Consider the following 22,108-nt stretch of genomic DNA (forward strand, 5'->3'; position numbering starts at 1 on the left):
CGATGACCGGCATCGAGGCGGACTACCTGGTCGTGGGCGCGGGGGCCATGGGTATGGCGTTCGTCGACACCCTGCTCACCGAGACCGACGCCGACGTCGTGCTCGTCGACGAGAACCATCAGCCGGGCGGGCACTGGAACTCGGTCTATCCCTTCGTGCGGCTGCACCAGCCCTCGGCCTATTACGGCGTCAACTCCCAATCGCTGGGCAACGACGACTCGCTCGACCGCAGCGGACTCAACGAAGGCTTCTTCGAGCTCGCCAGCGGACACGAGGTGTGCGCCTACTACGACCAGGTGATGCGCAATCACCTGCTGCCGACCGGGCGTCTCAGCTATTTCCCGGCGTCGCGCTACCTGGGTGAGAACACCTTTCGCACCCTCGACGGCAGCCGGCACCGGGTCACCGTGCGGCGCCGGACCGTCGACGCCACCTATCTGCTCACCGTGGTCCAGTCCATGCGGCCGGCGCCGTTCCCGGTCGCCGACGGGATCGCGCTGACCGCACCCAACGACCTACCCCGGCGCGCAGCCGACCACAACCACTTCACCATCGTCGGTGGCGGCAAGACCGGTATGGACTGTTGCCTGTGGCTGCTGTGCAACGGAGTGCCGGCGCACCGACTGCGCTGGGTGCGCCCCCGCGACTCGTGGCTGCTCAACCGGGCCGACATCCAGCCCGGCCCGCAGTTCGTCACACAGCTGCGCGATTCGGTCGCCAAGCGGATGCAGGCGATTGCCGCCGCGGCTTCACTGGAGGACTTGTTCATCCGGCTCGAGGACGCCGAGATCCTGCTGCGTCTGGACCCTTCGGTCACACCCACCATGTACCACTGCGCCATCGTGTCGCACCGTGAGCTGGAGCACCTGCGCCGCATCGAGGACGTCGTACGCCTCGGCCACATCGAGTCGGTGGAACCCGACCACATCCGGTTGCAACAGGGAATCGTCGACGCCGACCCGGCATCGCTGTACATCGACTGCACCACCCAGGGTCTGCCGCGACCGCCGTCGGTGCCGGTGTTCGACGGTGACCGGATCACGCTGCAGAGTGTGCGCAGTTGCCAACAGGTATTCAGCTCTGCGTTCATCGCGCACGTCGAGGCCGCCTACGGCGATGACGCCACCCGCAACGCGCTGTGCGAACCAGTCCCCCATCCCGACGCCCCGATCGACTGGCTGCGACACACCCTCGCCGACAACAGCGCCCAGGTGCGCTGGCTGCGCGATCCGGACCTGATGGCCTGGCTGAAGTCGTCGCGACTCAACGCGGCTCGCGACCTGTTCCCCGTTTTCCCGCCGGGCAAGGAGCGGGTGCGCGACAAGGCGATGGGCGCGCTCGGTGTGGCGTTGCGGACGACGAACGACCAGTTGGCCGCGCTGATGGGCGGTCAGTCGCGCGAGTGCCTGCCGCGGGAGGCGCCTGGGCCATCACCGCCGAACGGCGCGTCGACCTCCGCCGGGTCGGCCTGACCGAAACCGTTGCGCCGTCCGCGGTCACTGCCGCCGCCGTTGCCGGTGTTGCGGCCGCGGGACGGCTCCGGCCCGTCGGCGAGCAGCCGGTCGAGTATGCCGCGCCACTCGCCATCCCGGTCAGCCGGGGTCGCGGCGCCGTTCCGGCGTCCGGCCGACGCCGCCGTGGACTCGACAACGCCATCGCGCATCGGCTCGGTGGCCGGTTCCAGCACATCGGTGTCGGCGACCTCGACAGCCGGATGCGCGGCGCCGACACCGACATCGGCGTCGTCCCAGAGCACCTCATATTCGACGTAGTCGTCTTCGCCGTCGGCCCAGTACAGCTCGTGCTCAGGGTCCTCGCTTTGAGAGCCCTTGCTTTGAGAGCTGTAGCGGGGTGCCGGGTCCGGTTCGGCCGGCTGCGCCGAAGGAAGCAGATCCCGCAGGAACAGGGCCGCGATGACACCGAACAGCGCGACGAATCCGGGTAGCAGCATCGATTGCGACATCGCCGCGGCGAACGGCGCGTGCAGGAACTCGGGCAGCTGCGCCACCTGTCCCTCGCCCTGCGGAGCTTCGGTCGAGCCGGGAACCTTCGCCGACAACTGCGAGGCCATCAGCGCCGCCATCCCCGCGCTGCCCAGCACCGAGCCCACCTGCCGCGTCGTGTTGTACACACCGGAACCGGCGCCCGCGAGCTGCGGCGGCAGGTTTCGGGTCGCGGTGGCCGCCAATGGCGACCAGATGAACGCCATCGCCACCCCCATCGCCGTCAGCGGCACGACCAGCCGCCAGATCGGCGTGCTCGGCGTCATCTCGATCGACAGCCAGGTCAGTCCGACGGCCATCAGCGAGAACCCGAAGCCGACCACCGATCGGGGGTGCGACCGGTCGACGAGGCGGCCGACGAACGGTGCCAGCACACCCGTCGCGATGGCCATCGGCGCGGTCAGCAACGCTGCCCGGGTCGGGGTGAGCCCGCATACCGCCTGGGCGTAGAACATCAGCGGCAGGATCATCCCGGTGGCGACGAACCCGATCGTCGCCACACCGAGGTTCGACATGGAGAAGTTGCGGTCGGCGAAGATGACCAGCGGGATGAGCGGCTCGCCCGGATTGACCCACTGCCAGTACAGGAAGGCCGCCATGGTTGCCGCACCGACGGCCAGCAGCGCCCAGATCCACGGCGCCCAGGCGTGGGACTGACCCTCCTGCAGCGCGAAGACGATCAGGAACATCCCGACCGCGGACAGCACCACGCCCGGCACGTCGAAGCGTTGCCTGCTCTGGGTCGGCAGCGACGGCACCAGCCACACCGCCAGCGCCAGGCCCAGCACGCCGACCGGCACGTTGACGATGAAGATCCACTGCCAGCCCAGGCTGTCCACCAGAACCCCACCGGCCAGCGGGCCGACCAACGTGGCCACCCCCGCGGTGGCGCCCCATACGCTCATCGCCACACCGCGGCGGTGGGCCGGAAAGGTGCGGGTGATCACCGTCAACGTCTGCGGGGTCAGCAGCGCGGCGCCGAATCCCTGCAGCACCCGCGCCGCGATCAACATGCCGATGCTGTCGGACAGACCGCACCACAACGACGCGGCGGTGAACACCGTCAATCCGACCAGGTACACCGTCTTCGGTCCGTACCTGTCCCCGAGGCGTCCCGCCACCAGCAGCGGAACCGCGTAGGCGAGCAGGTACGCGCTGGTCACCCAGATCACCGCGTCGTAGCCCGCGCCCAAGGCCACCATGATCGCCGGATTCGCTACGGCGACGATCGTGGCGTCGACCAGGATCATGAAGAACCCGATCAACAACGCCCACAGCGCATGCCAGGGATCGACGTCCCGGGCGCGCGGAGTCACGGTCTCGAACATGGTGAAAGCAACCCAAAGTCATTCGGGGAAGAAACAGGTCGGCCCGACGGTACGGTCCGGCGGTGGTCCCGACAAGTCCGCAACCGCCCCCGGTCTGCGCGTCAGGCCGGCTCGGCGACCGCGCCACCCGGCACAGCGGCGGGCGCAGCGTGCCGGTGCACACCAGTGACCAGCAGTGCGGTCAAGGCCACGACAACCCCGGCGGCCATCACGATCGCCATCGCGAGCTCGTCGTTGCCCAGGACACCCACCACCGGCGCGATCGCGGCGCCCATCCCGAACTGCACCGCACCCAACAGCGCAGCGGCCGTTCCGGCGGCCTCCGGGTGCCGGGTCAGCGCCACCGCGGGAGCGTTCGGGATCACCAGACCCATTGCCGCCAGGATGGCCCACACCGGGAGCACGAACCCGTACAGCCCGCCGACGCGGGCCGCCGCCAGCGCGACGAACACCACGCCGAACACCGACGCCGCGGCCAGCGCCCAGACCATGATCTGCTGCGGAGCGAACCGCTTGAGCAGCACGACGTTGAACTGGGTGGTCCCGATCAGTGCGATTGCGCCGGCGCCGAACACGAGCGCGAACGCCGTCTGGTCGAGTCCGAACCGGCCCTGCAGCACAAACGAGGCACCGGCGATGTAGGCGAACAGACCCGACATTCCGAGCGCGCCGACCAGCACCAGGATCACGAACCGGGCGTCGCGCAACAACCCGAGGTAGGTCGACGCGATGCCGCGCGCCTGTAACGGACGGCGATGATCCACCGGCAGGGTCTCCGGCAGCGCCAGCACGGCCATCACCAGCAGCAAACCCGCGAGCACGACCAGAGCGGCGAACACCCAGTGCCACGATCCGTGCAGCAGCACCGCGGCCCCCAGCGAGGGCGCCAGCACCGGCGCCACTCCGAGGACCAGCATCAGCCGCGACATGACCGTCGCCGCGACGTTGTCCTTGTACAGGTCACCGACCACCGCGATGGCCACCACCATCCCGGCCGCCGCACCCATCCCCTGCAGGCCGCGGGCGATGCCGAGCATCGTGATGTTCGGCGCGAACAGACACAGCAGCGACGCCACCATGTGCAGCACGATGCCCGCGAACAGTGGTTTACGACGGCCCAACGAATCCGACAGCGGACCGATGACCAGCTGCCCGACCGCGAGCCCGGCGAGCGTGCCGGTCAACGTCAGCTGCGCCAGCGACGAGGACACCGAGAGTTCGTCGGCGATCTTCGGCAGCGCCGGCAGATACATGTCGATCGTCAGCGGCCCGAGTGCCACCAGCAGGCCGAGCACCACGATCATCCGGGTGCGACCGGGGATCATCCGGGTGCGACCGGGGATCATCCGGGTGCGACCGGGGATCATCCGGGTGCGACCGGGGATCATCCGGGTGCGACCGGGCGCGGCTCGGCCCTCGAGCTCGGGCTTGGGCTGCCTCACGTCCACGTCCGGGGATACTGCCATGAAAATGATTAGCGACGCTTCTCAATATTTTCTTCCCCGGAGCACCAACCGTGACCGCAATCACGTCCGGGCACGCGGCGGCCACCGCCGTTCGTTGTCCACGCGTTAGCCTGAGATCAGGTTCACAGGGAGGAAGCGCCCATGATCGGCCGGTCACGTGCCAAGAGTCAGCCCCCGGCGGTCGTCGACGAGGATCCCGGTGTCGCTGCCAAGGTGCTCTCCCAGATCATCGAGCGGGGCAGTCGCGTGCAGGGTCCCGCGGTCAGCGCCTACGTGCAGCGGTTGCGCGAGCATCATCCCGGCGCCACGCCCGCCGAGATCATCACCAGGCTCGACAAGCAGTACATGGCCACCGTGATGGCCAGCGGCGCCGCGGTCGGCTCGGCGGCGGCCTATCCGGGTATCGGCACGCTGGTCGCCATGTCGGCCGTCGCCGGCGAGACCGTGGTGTTCCTGGAGGCGACGGCGCTCTACGTGCTCGCCGTCGCCGAAGTGCACGGCATCCCAGCCGAGCACCGCGAGCGTCGCCGCGCACTGGTGCTCTCGGTACTCGTGGGCGAGGACAGCAAGCGCGCGGTGGCCGACCTCGTCGGCACCGGCCGCACCAGCGGCGCCTGGGTGTCCGACGGTGCGGCGACGCTGCCGTTGCCTGCGCTGTCGCAACTGAACTCGCGGCTGCTGCGGTACTTCGTCAAGCGCTACACGCTCAAGCGCGGTGCGCTGGCCTTCGGGAAGATGCTGCCCATCGGGGTCGGTGCGGTCGTCGGGGGCGTCGGCAATCGCCTGATGGGCAAGAAGATCGTCGCCAACGCGCACACGGCGTTCGGGGCGCCGCCGGCCCGGTGGCCCTCGACGCTGCATCTGCTACCCGCCCCGCACCTCTGACGCGTGCGTCCCACGGGTCCCGCATGCCGGCGGACCGGGCGTGCGGGCCGCCGCCACGTGACCTCAATGACCATAACGACGTTGCGTGGTCGGGCTCATGACCGAAGCGCTAGCCTTGAGGCGGCGGAAACGCGGATAACCGCACACCGGGTCGAAAAGGGGTGGCCGGCTGCCGCGGGGGGCTGGCCCGAAGCGAAGAATTGAGGCGAAAAGCAGCCGTGAGCTCACCTTCACCATTCGGTCAGAACGAGTGGTTGGTCGAAGAGATGTACCGCAAATTCCGCGAGGATCCGTCCTCGGTCGATCCGAGCTGGCATGAGTTCCTCGTGGACTACTCCCCCGAACCCATGAACGACGCCTCCGCCGCCGGTACGACTCGCGCGGCCTCGACCGGCAACGGCCGACCCACGGCACCCCCGGAACCGGCCCCGGCCCCGAAGCCGGCGAGCAACAACGGCGGGCAGGCCAAGGCCGGCGCCGCGCAGGACGGACCGCCGCACGCCGACAAGGCCACCCAGGAGGCCACCCAGAAGGCCGCCCAGAAGACCACCGACAAGGCGCCCCAGAAGGCTCCTGCGAACGCACCCGCGAAGACCGCAGACAAGGCCGCCGAAAAGACCGAGGCGAAGTCGGCCGAGGCACCCAAGGCCGCGTCCGGCGCCTCGGGCACCGTCTCCGAGGACGCCCAGACCCAGGTCCTGCGAGGCGCCGCGGCCGCGGTGGTCAAGAACATGTCGGCGTCGCTGGAGGTGCCGACCGCGACCAGCGTGCGCGCCATCCCGGCCAAGGCGATGATCGACAACCGCATCGTCATCAACAACCACCTCAAGCGCACCCGCGGCGGCAAGATCTCGTTCACCCATCTGCTGGGTTACGCGATCGTGCAGGCGGTCAAGAAGTTCCCGAACATGAACCGCCACTTCACGACCGTCGACGGCAAGCCCACTGCGGTCACGCCCGCGCACACGAATCTCGGCCTGGCGATCGATCTGCCGGGCAAGGACGGTAAGCGCTCATTGGTCGTCGCCGCGATCAAGAACTGCGAGACCATGCACTTCGGCCAGTTCATCGCGGCCTACGAGGACATCGTCCGCCGGGCCCGCGACGGCAAGCTGACCGCCGAAGACTTTGCCGGCGTGACGATTTCGTTGACCAACCCGGGCACCATCGGCACCGTCCACTCGGTACCGCGGCTCATGCAGGGCCAGGGCGCGATCGTCGGCGCCGGCGCCATGGAGTACCCGGCGGAGTTCCAGGGTGCCAGTGAGGAGCGCATCGCCGAACTCGGCGTGGGCAAGCTGATGACGCTGACCTCAACCTACGACCACCGCATCATCCAGGGCGCCGAGTCGGGCGACTTCCTGCGCACGATCCACACGCTGCTGCTCGACGACGAGTTCTACGACGAGATCTTCCGTGAGCTGGGCATCCCGTACGAGCCGGTGCGCTGGCGCATCGACAACCCCGATTCCATCGAGGACAAGAACGCCCGGGTCATCGAGCTGATCGCCGCCTACCGCAACCGTGGTCACCTGATGGCCGACATCGATCCGCTCCGGCTGGACAAGACGCGGTTCCGCAGCCACCCCGACCTCGACGTCAACACCCACGGGCTGACGCTGTGGGACCTCGACCGCGAGTTCAAGGTCAACGGTTTCGCCGGCCAGACGCACAAGAAGCTGCGCGACATCCTGGGCCTGCTGCGGGATGCCTACTGCCGGCACGTCGGCGTCGAGTACACCCACATCCTGGAGCCTGAGCAGCAGCAGTGGCTCCAGGAGCGCATCGAGGTCAAACACGAGAAACCCACCGTCGCCGAACAGAAGTACATCCTGTCCAAGCTCAACGCAGCGGAGGCGTTCGAGACCTTTCTGCAAACGAAATACGTTGGACAGAAACGCTTCTCACTTGAGGGCGCGGAGACCGTCATCCCGATGATGGACGCCGGCATCGACCAGTGCGCTGAGCACGGACTCGACGAGGTCGTCATCGGGATGCCGCACCGCGGTCGGCTCAACGTGTTGGCCAACATCGTCGGTAAGCCCTACTCGCAGATCTTCACCGAGTTCGAGGGCAATCTGAACCCGTCGCAGGCGCACGGGTCCGGCGATGTGAAGTACCACCTGGGTGCCAGCGGCACCTACATCCAGATGTTCGGGGACAACGACATCGCGGTGTCCTTGGTCGCCAACCCCAGCCACCTGGAGGCCGTCGACCCGGTGCTCGAAGGTCTGGTCCGCGCCAAACAGGACATCCTCGACAAGGGCAACGGGCCCGACGGTTTCACCGTCGTGCCGATGATGCTGCACGGCGACGCCGCGTTCGCCGGGCAGGGCGTGGTCGCCGAGACGTTGAACCTGGCCCTGCTGCGCGGCTACCGCACCGGCGGCACGATCCACATCATCGTCAACAACCAGATCGGCTTCACCACATCGCCGTACGACTCCCGATCGTCGGAGTACTGCACCGATGTCGCCAAGATGATCGGCGCCCCGATCTTCCACGTCAACGGCGACGATCCCGAGGCCTGTGTGTGGGTGGCCAAGCTGGCCGTCGACTTCCGGCAGAAGTTCAAGAAGGACGTCGTCATCGACATGTTGTGCTACCGCAGGCGCGGTCACAACGAGGGCGACGATCCGTCGATGACGCAGCCCACCATGTACGACGTCATCGACACCAAGCGCGGTGTACGCAAGACCTACACCGAGGCGCTGATCGGCCGCGGCGACATCTCGATGAAGGAAGCCGAGGACGCGCTGCGCGACTACCAGGGCCAGCTGGAACGGGTCTTCAACGAAGTGCGGGAGCTGGAGAAACACACCGTGGGTCCCAGCAGCTCGGTGGAGTCCGACCAGATGGTGCCGGCCGGCATGAAGACCGCGGTCGACAAGTCGCTGCTGGCCCGCATCGGGGACGCGCATCTGGCCTTCGACGAGGACTTCAACGTGCACCCCCGGGTCAAACCGGTGCTGGAGAAGCGCCGCGAGATGGCCTACGAAGGCAAGGTGGACTGGGCGTTTGCCGAGTTGCTCGCACTGGGCACGTTCCTCGCCGAGGGCAAGACCATCCGCTTCACCGGCCAGGACACCCGGCGCGGCACCTTCACCCAGCGCCACTCGGTGATCATCGACCGCAAGACCGGCCGGGAGTTCACTCCGCTGGACCTGCTGACGGTCGATTCCGACGGCAATCCGACCGGCGGCAAGTTCATGGTCTACGACTCGGCGCTGTCGGAATTCGCCGCGGTGGGCTTCGAATACGGCTACTCGGTGGGCAACCCCGACGCCTTGGTGCTGTGGGAAGCGCAGTTCGGCGATTTCGTCAACGGCGCCCAGTCGATCATCGACGAGTTCATCAGCTCCGGTGAGGCCAAGTGGGGTCAGCTCTCCGATGTGGTGCTGCTGCTGCCGCACGGTCACGAGGGCCAGGGCCCCGACCACACGTCGGGCCGCATCGAGCGATTCCTGCTGCTGTGGGCGGAGGGCTCGATGACGATCGCGATGCCGTCGACCCCCGCGAACTACTTCCATCTGCTGCGCCGCCACGGTCTGGACGGCATCCACCGTCCGCTGATCGTGTTCACGCCGAAGTCGATGCTGCGCAACAAGGCTGCCGTCAGTGATCTGCGGGACTTCACCGAGGCGAAGTTCCGCTCCGTGCTCGAGGAGCCGACCTACACCGAGGGCACCGGTGACCGGTCGAAGGCCAAGCGCGTCCTGTTGACCAGCGGGAAGCTCTATTACGAGCTGGCGGCCCGCAAGAACAAGGAAGAGCGGGACGACGTCGCCATCGTGCGCCTCGAACAGCTCGCCCCGCTGCCCAGGCGGCGGCTGGCCGAGACGCTGGACCAGTACCCGAACGCCGAGCAGTACTTCTGGGTGCAGGAAGAGCCGGCCAACCAGGGCGCCTGGCCGACCCTGGGCTTGACGCTGCCCGAGATGCTGCCCGCGAAACTGGTCGGCATCAAGCGGATCTCGCGGCGGGCCATGTCCGCGCCGTCGTCGGGTTCGTCGAAGGTGCACGCCGTCGAACAGCAGGAGATCATCGACGAGGCGTTCGCCTAGGGTCGGCGGACGCCCACGATCAGCGGAAGAACGAGAACGGAACCCCGTCGGTGAGCGCGTTGACCGCGCGCGGGCAGAAGATCGAGATCGCCAGCCCGGTGAACATCGTCGCCGGCCCCAGCGGGCGGCCGAGCGCGTCGGCGACATCGGCCGCCACGTTGGCCGCGTTCTGTCCCGGCTCGGCCAGCATCGGGCACACCGACTCGCCGACCCGCATCGCGGTCGCCGGGTCGATGTCGCCGAGACGGTAATGCTGCAGCGAGGACAGGAAGACATCGGTGGCGGTGTCGGCGTGCGCAGCCGGTGCGGACACCGTCGCCGCCACGGCGGCCGACGCCAGCACCGCCGCCACTGCCGGATACATCAACTTCATGCCTGGACTGTCGTCGCGGCGGCCCCGACCATTACGGTCGCCCGACCCGGACCGCATCGGTACCCGCGGTAACGGGTAGGCTCGCACTCACTCAACACGCGTAGAACAACACGAGGGAGTTGACATGCAGGGCTTCGCCGGGAAGGTGGCCGTCGTGACCGGCGCCGGATCAGGTATCGGTCAGGCGTTGGCGATCGAGCTCGGGCGCTCCGGCGCCCACCTCGCGATCAGCGATGTCGACACCGAAGGGCTGGCCGTCACCGAGGAACGGCTCAAGGCGATCGGCGCCCAGGTCAAGGCGGACCGCCTCGACGTCACCGAACGTGAAGCGTTCCTGCTCTACGCCGACACTGTGGCCGAGCACTTCGGCAAGGTGAACCAGATCTACAACAACGCAGGTATCGCGTTCACCGGTGACATCGAGATCACCCAGTTCAAGGACATCGAACGGGTGATGGATGTCGACTACTGGGGCGTCGTCAACGGCACCAAGGCGTTCCTGCCCCACCTCATCGCGTCCGGCGACGGCCACGTCGTCAACGTTTCCAGCGTGTTCGGCCTGTTCGCCGTCCCCGGCCAGGCCGCCTACAACTCGGCGAAGTTCGCCGTCCGCGGCTTCACCGAAGCGCTGCGGCAGGAAATGGGACTGGCCGGCCACCCGGTCAAGGTGTCCTGCGTGCACCCCGGCGGCATCAAGACCGCGATCGCCCGCAACGCCGAGGCCGCCGACGGACTCGATCCCCAGGAGCTCGCCAAGACCTTCGACAAGAAGCTGGCCAGCACCACACCGGAGAAAGCCGCCAAGGTCATCCTGGAGGGGGTACGCAAGAACAAGGCCCGCATCCTGGTCGGCAACGACGCCAAGATGTTCGAGATCGTCGTCCGCGCGGTCGGCGCCGGCTACCAGAGCCTGTTCCCCAAGGCCGTGGCCCGGCTGACCGGTCCGGCCCGGTAAGCCGATACCTCTCCCCTAGTTACCCACGCCCAGCGGGTGCTCGTCGAGCCACCGCCCGGCCACCAGCCCCGGATCGGTGCCCTCGGCGACCTGGCGACGCATATCGGCCAGCGAGCCGGTGTCGAGCACCCCGGCGATCTCGTTGAGCGCCAGCACCTGAGACTCGGTGAGCTCGTTGCGCCGGTACAGCGGAACCAGGTTCTCGGCGCGGATCAACGACGTCCGGTCGGACAGGACCACGACCTCCGACGGCACGTCGGGGGCGGCGGTCGACGTCCAGGCCGCGTCGATCTGCCCGGCCCGCAACGCCGCGAACATCGTCTCGGCGTCGGGGAAACGCCGCGCCTCGGTCAGCGTGCAGGTACCCAGCGACGCGGGATGGGGCACCGTCGCCACAGCGCCGACCGTGAGGTCGTCACAGCGCCGCGCCAACGCGGCCACATCCCGTCCATCCCACTGCTCGGCGGTGCGTTCGGAGACGCCGACAGCAGGTTTGTCCTCGGCCGACACCGTGAAGTCACCGGCTGCGACACCCTCGGGCAGCGCCGAGAGCAACGTGCGGTAGACCTGCACATCCGCCCGGGCTGCAGATTCGGGTGCGAACCTCTCCAGGAGCTCCCCGGTGAAACCGGGCGCGACCCGAATCTGTCCGGTGTCGAGAAGCGCAAGCGGATCGTCGGCCACCTCGACGTGCGCCGGGTTCCCGTAGAAGCGCAGCGCCGCCGCATACAGGTGCGCCACCAGCTGCGACTCGGGTGCCGCCGGCGCCCCGATCGCAATCGACGGCGGGGACGCCGTGCCGCCGCAGCCCGCGACGACACCCAGCAGAAGGCCCGCGGCAACCGCCACGGACACCCACCGCAGCCGACCGCCCCGAGATCCAGCGCGATTCAGCCGACTATTCCTCGGACGCGGCAGCAACGGCACGGGCCACCGCTGGACCCACCCGCGGGTCCAGCGCACTCGGGACGATGTGATCGACCGCGAGGTCGTTGCCGACGACGGAGAAGATCGCCTCCGCGGCAGCGACCTTCATCCGCTCGGTGATACGCCGGGCGCCGGCGTCCAACGCACCACGGAACACCCCGGGGAACGCCAGCACGTTGTTGATCTGGTTCGGGAAGTCGCTGCGTCCGGTCGCCACCACCGCCGCGTACTTGCGCGCGGCGTCGGGGTGAATCTCCGGGTCCGGGTTCGACAGCGCGAACACGATGCCCTTGGGTGCCATCGTCGCGATGATCTCCTCGGGAACCACGCCGGCGGACAGGCCGAGAAACATGTCGGCCCCGTCGACGGCCTCGGCGACACCGCCGGTGCGACCGGCCGGATTGGTGCGCTGCGCCAGTTCCGCCTTGAACGAGTTCAGGTCGTCGCGGCCGGTGTGGACGATGCCCTTCGAGTCGAGCACGGTGACATCCGAGATCCCTTTGGCCAGCAGGATGTTGGCGCATGCCACGCCGGCCGCCCCGGCGCCGGAGATCACCACCCGCAACGAGTGCATGTCCCGGTCGAGCACGGTGGTCGCGCCGTGCAGCGCGGCCAGCACCACGATCGCCGTACCGTGCTGGTCGTCGTGCATGACCGGGCAGTCGAGGGCCTCGATGACGCGCCGTTCGATCTCGAAACACCTTGGCGCCGAGATGTCTTCGAGGTTGACCGCGCCGAAGGTCGGCCGCAGCCGGATCAGGGTCTCGACGATCTCGTCGGGGTCCTTGGTGTCGAGCACGATCGGGATCGAATCCAGCCCACCGAACGCCTTGAACAGAGCGCTCTTGCCCTCCATCACCGGCAGCGACGCCGCCGGGCCGATGTCCCCGAGACCGAGCACCGCGCTGCCGTCGCTGACGACGGCGACCAGCCGGCCGGCCCAGGTGTACTTGGCGGCCAGCGTCTTATCCGTCGCGATGGCGCGGCTGACCTGCGCCACCCCTGGGGTATAGGCGATCGACAACGCCCGCTGGGTGTCCAGTGGAGATTTCAGCTCGACCGAGAGCTTGCCGCCCTCGTGAGCCTCGAAGATCTCGCTGTCCTCGATGACAACTTGGGGCGTGCGCACGGTTTCTACCACGGGCGTCAGGGTAACCGACCCCCGGATCTCACCGGGAGGGGTTGACGCACGGTGAGAAGTCGGGACCGGCCCGCGCGTACGATTCCCCTGGTGTCCCCTGGTGCCCGTACCCACAGGCCCGGGCCGGCCCACTGATCAAAGGTGAGGTGAACGCATGCCGACGTTCCGCGCGTTGCCACCCTCCCTGGTGCGACAGGCAGCCAAGGCGCGCAGCACCACGACGGCGCACATGCCGGAGCCCGACGCCAAGCGGATCCACGTCCCGGTCTCCCAGGCCACGGTGGACTGCGGCGTCTACTGCGACGGGCAACGTCTGCCCGGTAAGTACACCCACGCCGCGGCACTGGCCAAAGTCCACGAGATCGAGGCCGAAGGCCGCCGCGCATTCGTCTGGATAGGCCTGCACGAACCCGACGAGCACCAGATGCAGGCCGTCGCCGATGTGTTCGGTCTCCACGAACTCGCGGTCGAGGACGCGGTGCACGCACACCAACGACCCAAGCTCGAACGCTACGACCGGATGCTGTTCCTGGTGCTCAAGACAGTCACATACGTCGAGCACGATGCCCTGGCGGCCCGCGAGATCGTCGAAACCGGCGAAATCATGATCTTCGTCGGCAGCGATTACGTCGTCACCGTCCGGCACGGTGAGCACGGCGGCCTCGCCGGTGTCCGGCACCGCCTGGAACAGTCGCCGGCGAACCTCAAACTGGGCCCGTACTCGGTCATGCACGCAATCGCCGACCATGTCGTCGACACCTACCTCGACGTCACCGACCTGATCGAGACCGACATCGACGCCATGGAGGAGGACATCTTCTCCCCGCTCAAGCACACCGACATCGAGTGCATCTACCTGCTCAAGCGCGAGGTCGTGGAACTTCGCCGGGCCATCAGCCCACTGACCACCGACCTACAGCGCATCGGCACCGATCACGAAGACCTGGTCAACGTCGAGATCCGCCGCTATATGCGCGACGTGCTCGACCACACCATCAAAGCCTCCGAACGGATCGCCAGTTACGACGAGCTGCTCAGCTCGTTGGTGCAGGCAGCGCTCGGCAAGGTCGCGATGCAACAGAACGTCGACATGCGCAAGATCTCGGCCTGGGTCGCGATCGCCGCAGTCCCGACGGCCATGGCCGGTATCTACGGGATGAACTTCACCGACATGCCCGAACTGCAGTGGAACTTCGGCTATCCGATGGTTCTCCTGGTCATGGCCACGATTTGCGTGCTGCTCTACCGGAACTTCCGCCGCAACCACTGGCTCTGAGCGCCGCTCACGCCGGATTGGCGGCCCGCCGCTCACGCCGGATTGGCGGCCCGCCGCTCACGCCGGATTGGCGGCCCGCCGCTCACGCCGGATTGGCGGCCCGCCGCCGTGGGTCCTCGGGGTCGACTCCGTCCTGCCTCCACGCCTCCCGCATGGCCTCGGCCCCCTTGAGCCGCACCCAGGCCGCCTCCGTCGCAGTGATCGGCACCGCCGAGAGCACGCTCACCGGCGCGCGCGGCTCGGACCCCGGCACGTCGTCGATATCACTGCGCCCCAACAGGAATGCCGTGAAAGGCGCACCTTCCCACAGTGGCGCCTCCAGGTCGATCAGCGCGTCGGGAGCCAGCACCAAACCCTCCACCGCGGGCGCTGCGGCGACGATCGCGACCGAGCGTGACAGGCCGACCGGGGACGACCCGCGCAGCGCGACCACTATCTCCGCCCGCGGGCCCCGGACCGGATCGGCGACCATCTCGGTCGGATCCACCATCGGATGCCGAGAGCATCCCAACGACACGTAGTGCACGGCACCGTCCCCGGGACCGGCGAAGCGCAGGACGTCGACCCGATCGGCCCCGAGGAAAGTGACGCTGGCGACGTCAGGTTCGGCGGTGACTCCGTTGCGCGCGAAGTGATCCCGCAGATGCTCGCGCACCACCGCGAGGATGTCGGTCACGCGCCGACCCCCACCGGCAGGCGCCCGCAGCGACGAGGGTGCGCAAACTCAGGAAATCGACCGGCGTTTCGCCCGCAGACACGCACGCTCGCGGGAATTAGATGGTGAGACGGGCGAGCAGATCCCGTCCCTGTTCGGCGTTCGACGGATCGCACAGCACGTCGTAGCGCCCCGCCACCAGTTGCATCGTCGAGCTGAAATCCCTTGTGCCGCGGGCCATCGCATAGGGAATCGCGGATGTGATCAGCCCGAAGAACACACCGGCGATCAAACCGGTGATCAGCGCACTCCACGGATTGGGGCTGAAGAAGCCGAGGATCAGGCCGATGAACAGACCCAACCAGGCGCCGGTGAGCACACCGCCGCCGAGTACCTTCGGCCAGGACAACCTGCCGGTGACCCGTTCGACCTGCATCAGATCCACCCCGACGATGGTCACCTTTTCGACCGGGAACTGTTGGTCGGACAGATAATCCACCGCACGCTGGGCCTCCGCGTAGGTGGGATAGGAACCGATCGGCCACCCCTTGGGCTTGGTCGGCAGACCCACCGGGCGACCACGTCCCGCTGCCGGGCCACCGGGAGCCGCACCGGGGTTCTGTCCTGGCTGGAACGGACTGGTCATCTCTGAGCTCTCCTTCGCTATGCCGATGCAACGCTAGTCCCTCACGGCTAGTCCCTCACGGCTAGTCTCCTGACGTCAACGCACCGCACCCGCTGGAGGTGCCCGCAGCGCCGCTCACCTCGGACTACCTGTCCTTAGGCTAGGTTGAGCAGCATGACAAATTCGGACAACGACGCAGGCCGGAGCGAATCTTCCGATTCCACCGCGGGTGGGTCCGAGCCGTCTACGAGCGGTCACGAGGCGTCCCCGATCGAGCAGTCGCAGAGTGCGACGCCACCCGAACCGCCCCCGGCCTACCCGCCGCCGACATCCGGGTACGAGCCCACGTCTCCGTACGAGCCCACACCGCCGTACCCGTCGCCGGGCGCATTCGCCGCGCCCGACTATCCGCCCCCGCCCGCGGGCTATCCGCCGCCCTACCCGAATCCTGGTTACACCGCCCCCGGCTACACCCCCCAGGGATACGGCGACCAGGCATACGGCACGCAGGCATACGGCGACCAGGGCTACCCCTCCCAGGGGTACGGCACGCCGTCCTATTCAGCACCGTATCCGCCACCTCCCTACGGGACCGTCCCCGGCGGGTACCCGCCCGGCGGCGGCTATCCGGCACCTGACTACGGATACGGCGCTCCGGCGCCTCAGGGCACCAACTCGCTGGCGATCGCCTCGCTGGTGGCCTCCTGCGTCGGCCTGTTGTGTTGTGTGGGTTCCATCGTCGGCATCGTCCTCGGCATCGTCTCGCTCAACCAGATCAAGCAGACCAACGAGCAGGGCCACGGTCTGGCCGTCGCCGGAATCGTCGTCGGCGTGATCACCCTGCTCATCAGCGTGGTCACCACCATCGCGGTGATGAGCGTCTGACCGCGCCCGCCCGGGCTCAGCTGGGCGGGCGGAACCTCTCCCCGGTACGCTGCATGCCCGCGGCGCGCCCTTTACCGGCGATGACGAGCGCCATCTTGCGGCTGGCCTCGTCGATCATCTCGTCGCCCAGCATCACCGCTCCCCTGGCGCCGCCGGCTTTCGAGGTGTGCCACGCATAGGCCTCCAGGATCAGTTCGGCGTGGTCGTATGCCTGCTGGCGCGGACTGTAAATCTCGTTACCCGCCTCGATCTGATCCGGGTGCAGCACCCACTTGCCGTCATAGCCCAGCGCGGCCGAACGGCCGGCGACCCGGCGGAAGGCCTCGACGTCGCGGACCTTCAGATAGGGACCGTCGATCGCGGCGATGCCATTGGCCCGCGCGGCGACCAGGATCCGCATGAGAACGTGGTGATAGGCGTCACCCTCGGAATAGCCCTCGGGCTGTTCGCCGACTTCCAGGGTCCGCATGTTCAAGCTGGCCATCAGGTCGGCCGGACCCAGAACCAGCGCCTGCACCCGGGGTGCGGCGGCGATGGCGTCGACGTTCGTCAGACCCCTGGCGTCCTCGATCTGGGCCTCGATACCGATGCGCCCCAACGGTAGATCGTGCACGGCCTCGAGCTGGGAGAGCAGAAGGTCCAGCGCGTGCACGTGCGACACGTCGGTCACCTTGGGCAGGACCACGATGTCCAGCGCCGCTCCGGCCCTGCCGACCACCTCGATGACGTCGGTGTGAGTCCAGGGCGTGGTCCAGTCGTTGACCCGCACCCCGCGCAGCTGTCCGGCCCAGCCCGCAGTCGCCAGCGCGGCGGCGACCTGCTCTCGCGCCTGCGTTTTCGCATCCGCCGCGACGGCGTCCTCAAGGTCGAGGAATACCTGGTCGGCAGGCAGGGTCTTGGCCTTCTCGATCATCTTGGCGCTGCTGCCCGGCACGGACAGACAGGTACGGCGGGGTCGATACCGGTTTTCCACAACAACACTCTCTACCCTCTACAACCATGGCGTCGGTCAACAGGGTCTATGCGGCTCGGCTCGCGGGCATGGTCGTGCTCGGCCCCGACGGTGAATCCATCGGCCGCGTCCGGGATGTGGTCATCGGCATCAGCATTGTCCGCCACCAACCCCGCGTCCTCGGGCTTGTGATCGAATTGCTCAGCCGGAGAAGGATTTTCGTACCGATATTGCGTGTCACCGCGATCGAGCCGGGAGCGGTCACCCTGTCGACGGGCAATGTGTCGCTGCGACGTTTCTCGCAGCGGCCCGGTGAGGTCCTGGTACTCGGCCAGGTGATCGAAACCCGGGTCCGCGTCGACGATCCGGACCTGCCCCAGCTGGCCGGTACCGATGTCATCGTCGTCGACCTCGCGATCGAGCAGACCCGCACCCGCGATTGGATGGTGACCAAGGTCGCCGTGCGTCCGCAGCGTCGCCTCGGCCGGCGCAGCAACGTCTACGCCGTGGAATGGCAGAACGTGCACGGACTCACCCCGTCGGGTCTGGCGATGCCCGACCAGGGGGTCGCGCAGCTGCTCGAGCAATTCCAGGGCCAACGCGCGGTCGAAGTGGCCGACGCGATCCGCGAGCTACCGGACAAACGGCGCTTCGAGGTCGTCAACGCATTCGACGACGAACGGCTGGCCGACGTGCTCCAGGAGCTGCCCGAAGACCAGCAGCTCGCGCTGTTGCGCCAGCTGAAGACCGAACGAGCCACCGACGTGCTCGAAGCGATGGATCCCGACGACGCCGCCGACCTGCTGGGCTCGATGACCCCGGCCGATGCCGAGCAGTTCCTGCGCCGGATGGACCCCGAGGACTCCGAGGACGTCCGCCGACTGCTCAGCCATTCACCGAACACGGCGGGCGGTTTGATGACGTCCGAGCCCGTGGTGCTGGCTCCGGACACCACCGTCGCCGAAGCGCTTGCGCGGGTTCGTGACCCGGATCTGACACCGGCGCTGGCGTCGCTGGTGTTCGTGGTGCGCCCGCCGACGGCCACCCCGACCGGTCGCTATCTGGGCTGCGTCCATCTGCAGCGGTTGCTGCGCGAACCGCCCGCCGCTCTGGTCAGCGGCATGGTCGACACCGATCTGCCCAGCCTGGGCCCCGAGGATTCGCTGGGCGCCCTGACGCGCTACTTCGCGGCCTACAACCTGGTGTGCGGACCGGTGGTGGACGAGGAGAGCCACCTGCTCGGCGCGGTATCGGTCGACGACGTCCTGGACCACCTGCTGCCCGACGACTGGCGTGACCGCGAAGCCGAACCGGTCATCGTCAGCGCGGAGAAGGTCACATGAGCGAGGCGTCGTCGCGGCAACGGCTCGACACCCCGCGCGTCTCCCGGGGCCTGACGTCGCGTTTCGATGTCGAGGCGGTGGGCCGGGTCAGCGAGCGCATCGCCCGGTTCCTGGGTACCGGTCGTTACCTGGCGATCCAGACGATCGTCGTCATCGTGTGGATCCTGCTCAACCTCGGCGCGTTCGCCTGGCAGTGGGACCCCTATCCGTTCATCCTGCTCAACCTCGCGTTCTCCACCCAGGCCGCCTACGCGGCCCCGTTGATCCTGCTGGCCCAGAACCGTCAGGAGAACCGTGACCGCGTCTCGCTGGAGGAGGATCGCCGGCGCGCCGAGCAAACCAAGGCCGACACCGAGTTCCTGGCCCGCGAGCTCGCGGCGTTGCGGTTGGCCGTCGGCGAAGTGGCCACCCGTGACTACCTTCGCCGTGAACTGGAGGAGCTCAGCGAGCTGATCCAGGAACTGCACCGGCAGCCGCGCCCGAAGCAGACCGATGCGGGCAAACCTGACCCCGGTGAACGCAAGTCGAAGAAATCCGGGTGAAACAGCTGCGGCGATTGCTGTTACACCGGCGTTGCCGAATAGGTATGGTGACTTGATTCACAGGCGGTCTAACAGCTAGGACGGTTGAGTGCACATAGGGGGAGGATCAGCCCTCACAGCGGCGCGGCGGAGGGCGGAGCAGTTCGTCCGGACGCCGGCCGTCGGCGTCGCCGCCGTACTCACACCGCTGGTGCTGGCCGGAGCGGTCGGCGCGTCCGCGCCGTCGGCGAACCTACCGGTACGGGATGCCGCGGTGCTGCCGTTGGCCGCGGTCGCGCCCGCGGCCGATGATCGTTCCGGACCGTCGGTGGTCGCTGTCACCAAGACGCCGACCCCGTTCCGCACCGTTGCCAGCACGGTGTCCGCGCCGCCCCCGTCGGCGGTGGTCAATTCGCCGGGCACGTTGCGCATCCCGTCGATGGCCCTCGCCGCCTACCGCAACGCCGAGACGATGATGGCGGCGGCGCAACCCGGCTGCGGGCTGAGCTGGAACCTGCTCGCCGGGATCGGCCGCATCGAGTCGATGCACGCCTACGGCGGTGCCACCGACGCCCGGGGTACCGCGGTGCGACCGATCTACGGACCCGCGCTGGACGGCACCCTGCCCGGTAATGAGGTCATCGTGCAGAGTCGGTCCGCCGACCGTGTCATCTACGCGCGGGCGATGGGGCCGATGCAGTTCCTGCCCGGAACCTGGTCGCGGTACGCCTCCGACGGCGACGGCGACGGCAAGGCAGATGTGCAGAACCTGTTCGACGCATCGCTGGCGGCCGCCCGGTACCTGTGTAGCGGCAACATGAACCTACGCAATCAGCCCGACGTGATCGCGGCGATCCTGCGCTACAACAACTCCATGGCCTACGCCCAGAATGTGCTGAGCTGGGCAGCGGCCTACGCGACGGGCGTCGTACCGGTGGATCTGCCCCCGATCACCGGCGAGGTGCCCGAATTGAGCACCGCGGCCACCGACAGCCATCTCGACCGTCGTGCGGGCCTCGGCCCCGGTCTGCCGCTGACCGCAACCGGCCTGCCCGCCAACGACCCGCTGGCGCTGATCCCGCTGATGACCCGAACCGATGTGGCCAGCCAGATCAACCAGAACGTGCCGGGCTTCGTGCCCGGCCAGGCGCTCGGCCCGCTTCCCGGCCCCGCACCGGCGGCTCCGCAGGCGGTGCCCGAACCGGTGCCCCCGCCCGCCTGGGTGCCACCCTGGATCCAGCAGCCGCAGCAGCAACGGCAACCGGAGTGCGCGGTGTTCTGCATCCAGGACGTCGCCCCTGCCGCGCCCGCCCCCGCCGCGCCAGGGCCCGCTCCTGCCGCGCCCGGGCCTGCGCCGGCCGGCCCGCTCGGCCTACCGCCGGGGCCGCCCGCGCCGCCACCGCTCGCGCCCGCCGCGGCCCCGCCGGCTCCCCCACCGCCCGGCCCACCCCCGGCGGTGCCGGGCCTGCCGGTGGCGCCGGGACCGGCGCCCGGCCCGCTGGGCTGAGCACGTCCGTCGCCCGCATTCGGGGTCCCCGACGACCAGTGCCTAGACTCGCCGGTGATGACATCAACTCCGCCTGACCTGGAAGCGGCCGTGCGCGCCGCACTCGCCAAGGTGATCGACCCCGAACTGCGGCGGCCCATCACCGAGGTGGGCATGGTCAAGAACGTCACGGTCGACTCCGCGGCCTCGGTGCACGTCGAGGTGTATCTCACCACCGCGGCGTGTCCGAAGAAAACCGAGATCTCCGACAGTGTCACCCGTGCCGTGCAGGACGTCCCCGGTACCGGTGCAGTCACCGTGAGCCTGGACGTGATGAACGACGAGCAGCGGGCCGAGCTGCGCAAACAGCTGCGCGGTGATTCCCGGGAACCCGTCATTCCGTTCGCCCAACCGGGCTCACTGACCCGCGTGTACGCGGTGGCGTCGGGCAAGGGGGGTGTCGGCAAGTCCAGCATCACCGTCAACCTGGCCGCGGCGATGGCGGCGCGCGGCCTGTCCGTCGGACTCCTCGACGCCGACATCTACGGCCATTCGGTACCCCGGATGATGGGCACGACCGACCGGCCCACCCAGGTCGACTCGATGATCCTGCCGCCCGTCTCGCACGACGTGCGGGTGATCTCGATCGCGATGTTCACCCAGGGCAACACACCGGTGGTGTGGCGCGGTCCGATGCTGCACCGCGCGCTGCAGCAGTTCCTGGCCGATGTGTACTGGGGCGACCTGGATGTGCTGCTGCTTGATCTGCCACCCGGCACCGGAGACATCGCGATCTCGGTGGCCCAGCTGATCCCCGGCGCCGAGATCCTCGTCGTCACGACCCCGCAGCTGGCCGCGGCGGAGGTCGCCGAGCGGGCCGGCGCGATCGCATTGCAGACCCGCCAGCGCATCGCCGGGGTGGTGGAGAACATGGTGGACGGTCCGGTCATCAAGATGTTCGGCGAAGGCGGCGGCCGCCACGTGGCAGAAAGTCTGTCCCGAGCGGTGGGCGCCGATGTGCCACTGCTCGGACAGGTGCCGTTGGACCCGGAACTGGTCACCGCCGGGGACTCCGGGGTGCCGCTGGTGCTCAGCGCACCCGATTCGCCCGCGGGTACGGAGCTGCGCAAAGTCGCCGATGCGTTGTCCTCACGCAAGCGCGGGCTGGCCGGCATGTCGCTCGGGTTGGATCCCGCCGGCCGCTGACCGGCCCGGGCACCCGC

At 68.4% G+C, this 22,108-nt stretch carries 18 protein-coding genes; 10 read left to right on the forward strand and 8 right to left on the reverse strand.

Annotation, left to right across the window (positions count from 1 at the left end; all coding sequences use genetic code 11):
- Nucleotides 1-2: 2 nt before the first annotated feature.
- Nucleotides 3-1,472 (forward strand): NAD(P)-binding protein, encoded by a 1,470-nt coding sequence (locus ACNUDN_RS19965; RefSeq protein WP_419123505.1) that lies wholly within the window; start codon nt 3-5, stop codon nt 1,470-1,472.
- Here the strand turns inward: ACNUDN_RS19965 and ACNUDN_RS19970 are convergent.
- Both ACNUDN_RS19970 and ACNUDN_RS19975 read right to left on the reverse strand, forming a co-directional pair.
- On the reverse strand, nt 1,391-3,331 hold the full coding sequence (locus tag ACNUDN_RS19970) for an MFS transporter (protein ID WP_419123506.1): 1,941 nt from the start codon (nt 3,329-3,331) through the stop codon (nt 1,391-1,393). The two genes, ACNUDN_RS19965 and ACNUDN_RS19970, sit on opposite strands and share 82 nt — an antisense overlap.
- A gap of 101 nt (nt 3,332-3,432) precedes the next feature.
- The gene (locus ACNUDN_RS19975; RefSeq protein WP_419125232.1) at nt 3,433-4,698 is read right to left on the reverse strand and encodes a multidrug effflux MFS transporter; all 1,266 of its coding nucleotides are present in this window, start codon (nt 4,696-4,698) and stop codon (nt 3,433-3,435) included.
- Between the two features lie 240 nt (nt 4,699-4,938).
- Here ACNUDN_RS19975 and ACNUDN_RS19980 point away from each other — a divergent pair, with 240 nt between their 5' ends.
- Nucleotides 4,939-5,682: a hypothetical protein gene (locus ACNUDN_RS19980; protein WP_419123507.1), complete on the forward strand. Its 744-nt coding sequence runs from the start codon at nt 4,939-4,941 to the stop codon at nt 5,680-5,682.
- A gap of 266 nt (nt 5,683-5,948) precedes the next feature.
- A complete protein-coding gene (locus tag ACNUDN_RS19985; protein WP_419125233.1) occupies nt 5,949-9,746 on the forward strand; it encodes a multifunctional oxoglutarate decarboxylase/oxoglutarate dehydrogenase thiamine pyrophosphate-binding subunit/dihydrolipoyllysine-residue succinyltransferase subunit in 3,798 nt (1,265 codons plus the stop codon).
- A 19-nt stretch (nt 9,747-9,765) separates the two neighbouring features.
- On the opposite strand, the gene ACNUDN_RS19990 is transcribed toward ACNUDN_RS19985, so the two are convergent.
- Nucleotides 9,766-10,119: a DUF732 domain-containing protein gene (locus ACNUDN_RS19990; protein ID WP_419123508.1), complete on the reverse strand. Its 354-nt coding sequence runs from the start codon at nt 10,117-10,119 to the stop codon at nt 9,766-9,768.
- Between the two features lie 124 nt (nt 10,120-10,243).
- On the opposite strand from ACNUDN_RS19990, the gene ACNUDN_RS19995 reads away from it, so the two are divergent.
- Nucleotides 10,244-11,074, forward strand: coding sequence for an SDR family NAD(P)-dependent oxidoreductase (locus tag ACNUDN_RS19995; protein ID WP_419123509.1), 831 nt, complete (start codon nt 10,244-10,246; stop codon nt 11,072-11,074).
- A 15-nt stretch (nt 11,075-11,089) separates the two neighbouring features.
- Here ACNUDN_RS19995 and ACNUDN_RS20000 read toward each other — a convergent pair whose 3' ends face one another.
- Both ACNUDN_RS20000 and ACNUDN_RS20005 read right to left on the reverse strand, forming a co-directional pair.
- Nucleotides 11,090-11,938 carry a glycine betaine ABC transporter substrate-binding protein gene (locus ACNUDN_RS20000; RefSeq protein ID WP_419125234.1) on the reverse strand — a complete coding sequence of 283 codons (849 nt, stop codon included), beginning with the start codon at nt 11,936-11,938 and terminating at the stop codon, nt 11,090-11,092.
- 34 nt (nt 11,939-11,972) lie between these two features.
- A complete protein-coding gene (locus ACNUDN_RS20005) occupies nt 11,973-13,142 on the reverse strand; it encodes an NAD(P)-dependent malic enzyme (protein ID WP_419123510.1) in 1,170 nt (389 codons plus the stop codon).
- A gap of 154 nt (nt 13,143-13,296) precedes the next feature.
- Between ACNUDN_RS20005 and corA the strand changes: the two genes are divergently transcribed.
- Complete coding sequence (gene corA / locus ACNUDN_RS20010; protein ID WP_419123511.1) at nt 13,297-14,418, forward strand: magnesium/cobalt transporter CorA; 1,122 nt, start codon at nt 13,297-13,299, stop codon at nt 14,416-14,418.
- Between the two features lie 82 nt (nt 14,419-14,500).
- Here the strand turns inward: corA and ACNUDN_RS20015 are convergent, their stop codons facing one another.
- Entirely contained in the window at nt 14,501-15,094 is a 594-nt protein-coding gene (locus tag ACNUDN_RS20015; RefSeq protein WP_419123512.1) for a suppressor of fused domain protein, read from the reverse strand.
- Between the two features lie 97 nt (nt 15,095-15,191).
- Nucleotides 15,192-15,719 carry a YflT domain-containing protein gene (locus ACNUDN_RS20020; RefSeq protein WP_419123513.1) on the reverse strand — a complete coding sequence of 176 codons (528 nt, stop codon included), beginning with the start codon at nt 15,717-15,719 and terminating at the stop codon, nt 15,192-15,194.
- Between the two features lie 153 nt (nt 15,720-15,872).
- Here ACNUDN_RS20020 and ACNUDN_RS20025 point away from each other — a divergent pair, with 153 nt between their 5' ends.
- Nucleotides 15,873-16,583, forward strand: a complete 711-nt coding sequence (locus ACNUDN_RS20025; RefSeq protein ID WP_419123514.1) for a DUF4190 domain-containing protein — start codon at nt 15,873-15,875, stop codon at nt 16,581-16,583.
- A 16-nt stretch (nt 16,584-16,599) separates the two neighbouring features.
- On the opposite strand, the gene ACNUDN_RS20030 is transcribed toward ACNUDN_RS20025, so the two are convergent.
- The gene (locus tag ACNUDN_RS20030) at nt 16,600-17,556 is read right to left on the reverse strand and encodes an HpcH/HpaI aldolase/citrate lyase family protein (protein WP_419123515.1); all 957 of its coding nucleotides are present in this window, start codon (nt 17,554-17,556) and stop codon (nt 16,600-16,602) included.
- Between the two features lie 26 nt (nt 17,557-17,582).
- Between ACNUDN_RS20030 and ACNUDN_RS20035 the strand changes: the two genes are divergently transcribed.
- The 4 genes from ACNUDN_RS20035 to ACNUDN_RS20050 all read left to right on the forward strand — a co-directional run bounded on the left by ACNUDN_RS20035 (nt 17,583) and on the right by ACNUDN_RS20050 (nt 22,091).
- The gene (locus tag ACNUDN_RS20035; RefSeq protein ID WP_419123516.1) at nt 17,583-18,878 is read left to right on the forward strand and encodes a magnesium transporter MgtE N-terminal domain-containing protein; all 1,296 of its coding nucleotides are present in this window, start codon (nt 17,583-17,585) and stop codon (nt 18,876-18,878) included.
- On the forward strand, nt 18,875-19,420 hold the full coding sequence (locus ACNUDN_RS20040) for a DUF1003 domain-containing protein (RefSeq protein WP_419123517.1): 546 nt from the start codon (nt 18,875-18,877) through the stop codon (nt 19,418-19,420). The genes ACNUDN_RS20035 and ACNUDN_RS20040 overlap by 4 nt, the downstream gene beginning before the upstream one ends.
- 88 nt (nt 19,421-19,508) lie before the next feature.
- The gene (locus ACNUDN_RS20045; protein ID WP_419123518.1) at nt 19,509-20,906 is read left to right on the forward strand and encodes a lytic transglycosylase domain-containing protein; all 1,398 of its coding nucleotides are present in this window, start codon (nt 19,509-19,511) and stop codon (nt 20,904-20,906) included.
- A gap of 57 nt (nt 20,907-20,963) precedes the next feature.
- Entirely contained in the window at nt 20,964-22,091 is a 1,128-nt protein-coding gene (locus ACNUDN_RS20050) for an Mrp/NBP35 family ATP-binding protein (RefSeq protein WP_419123519.1), read from the forward strand.
- The last annotated feature ends 17 nt before the right edge of the window (nt 22,092-22,108 follow it).

Origin of the sequence: Mycobacterium sp. smrl_JER01, assembly GCF_048513595.2 — a bacterium.
Lineage (GTDB): Bacteria > Actinomycetota > Actinomycetes > Mycobacteriales > Mycobacteriaceae > Mycobacterium.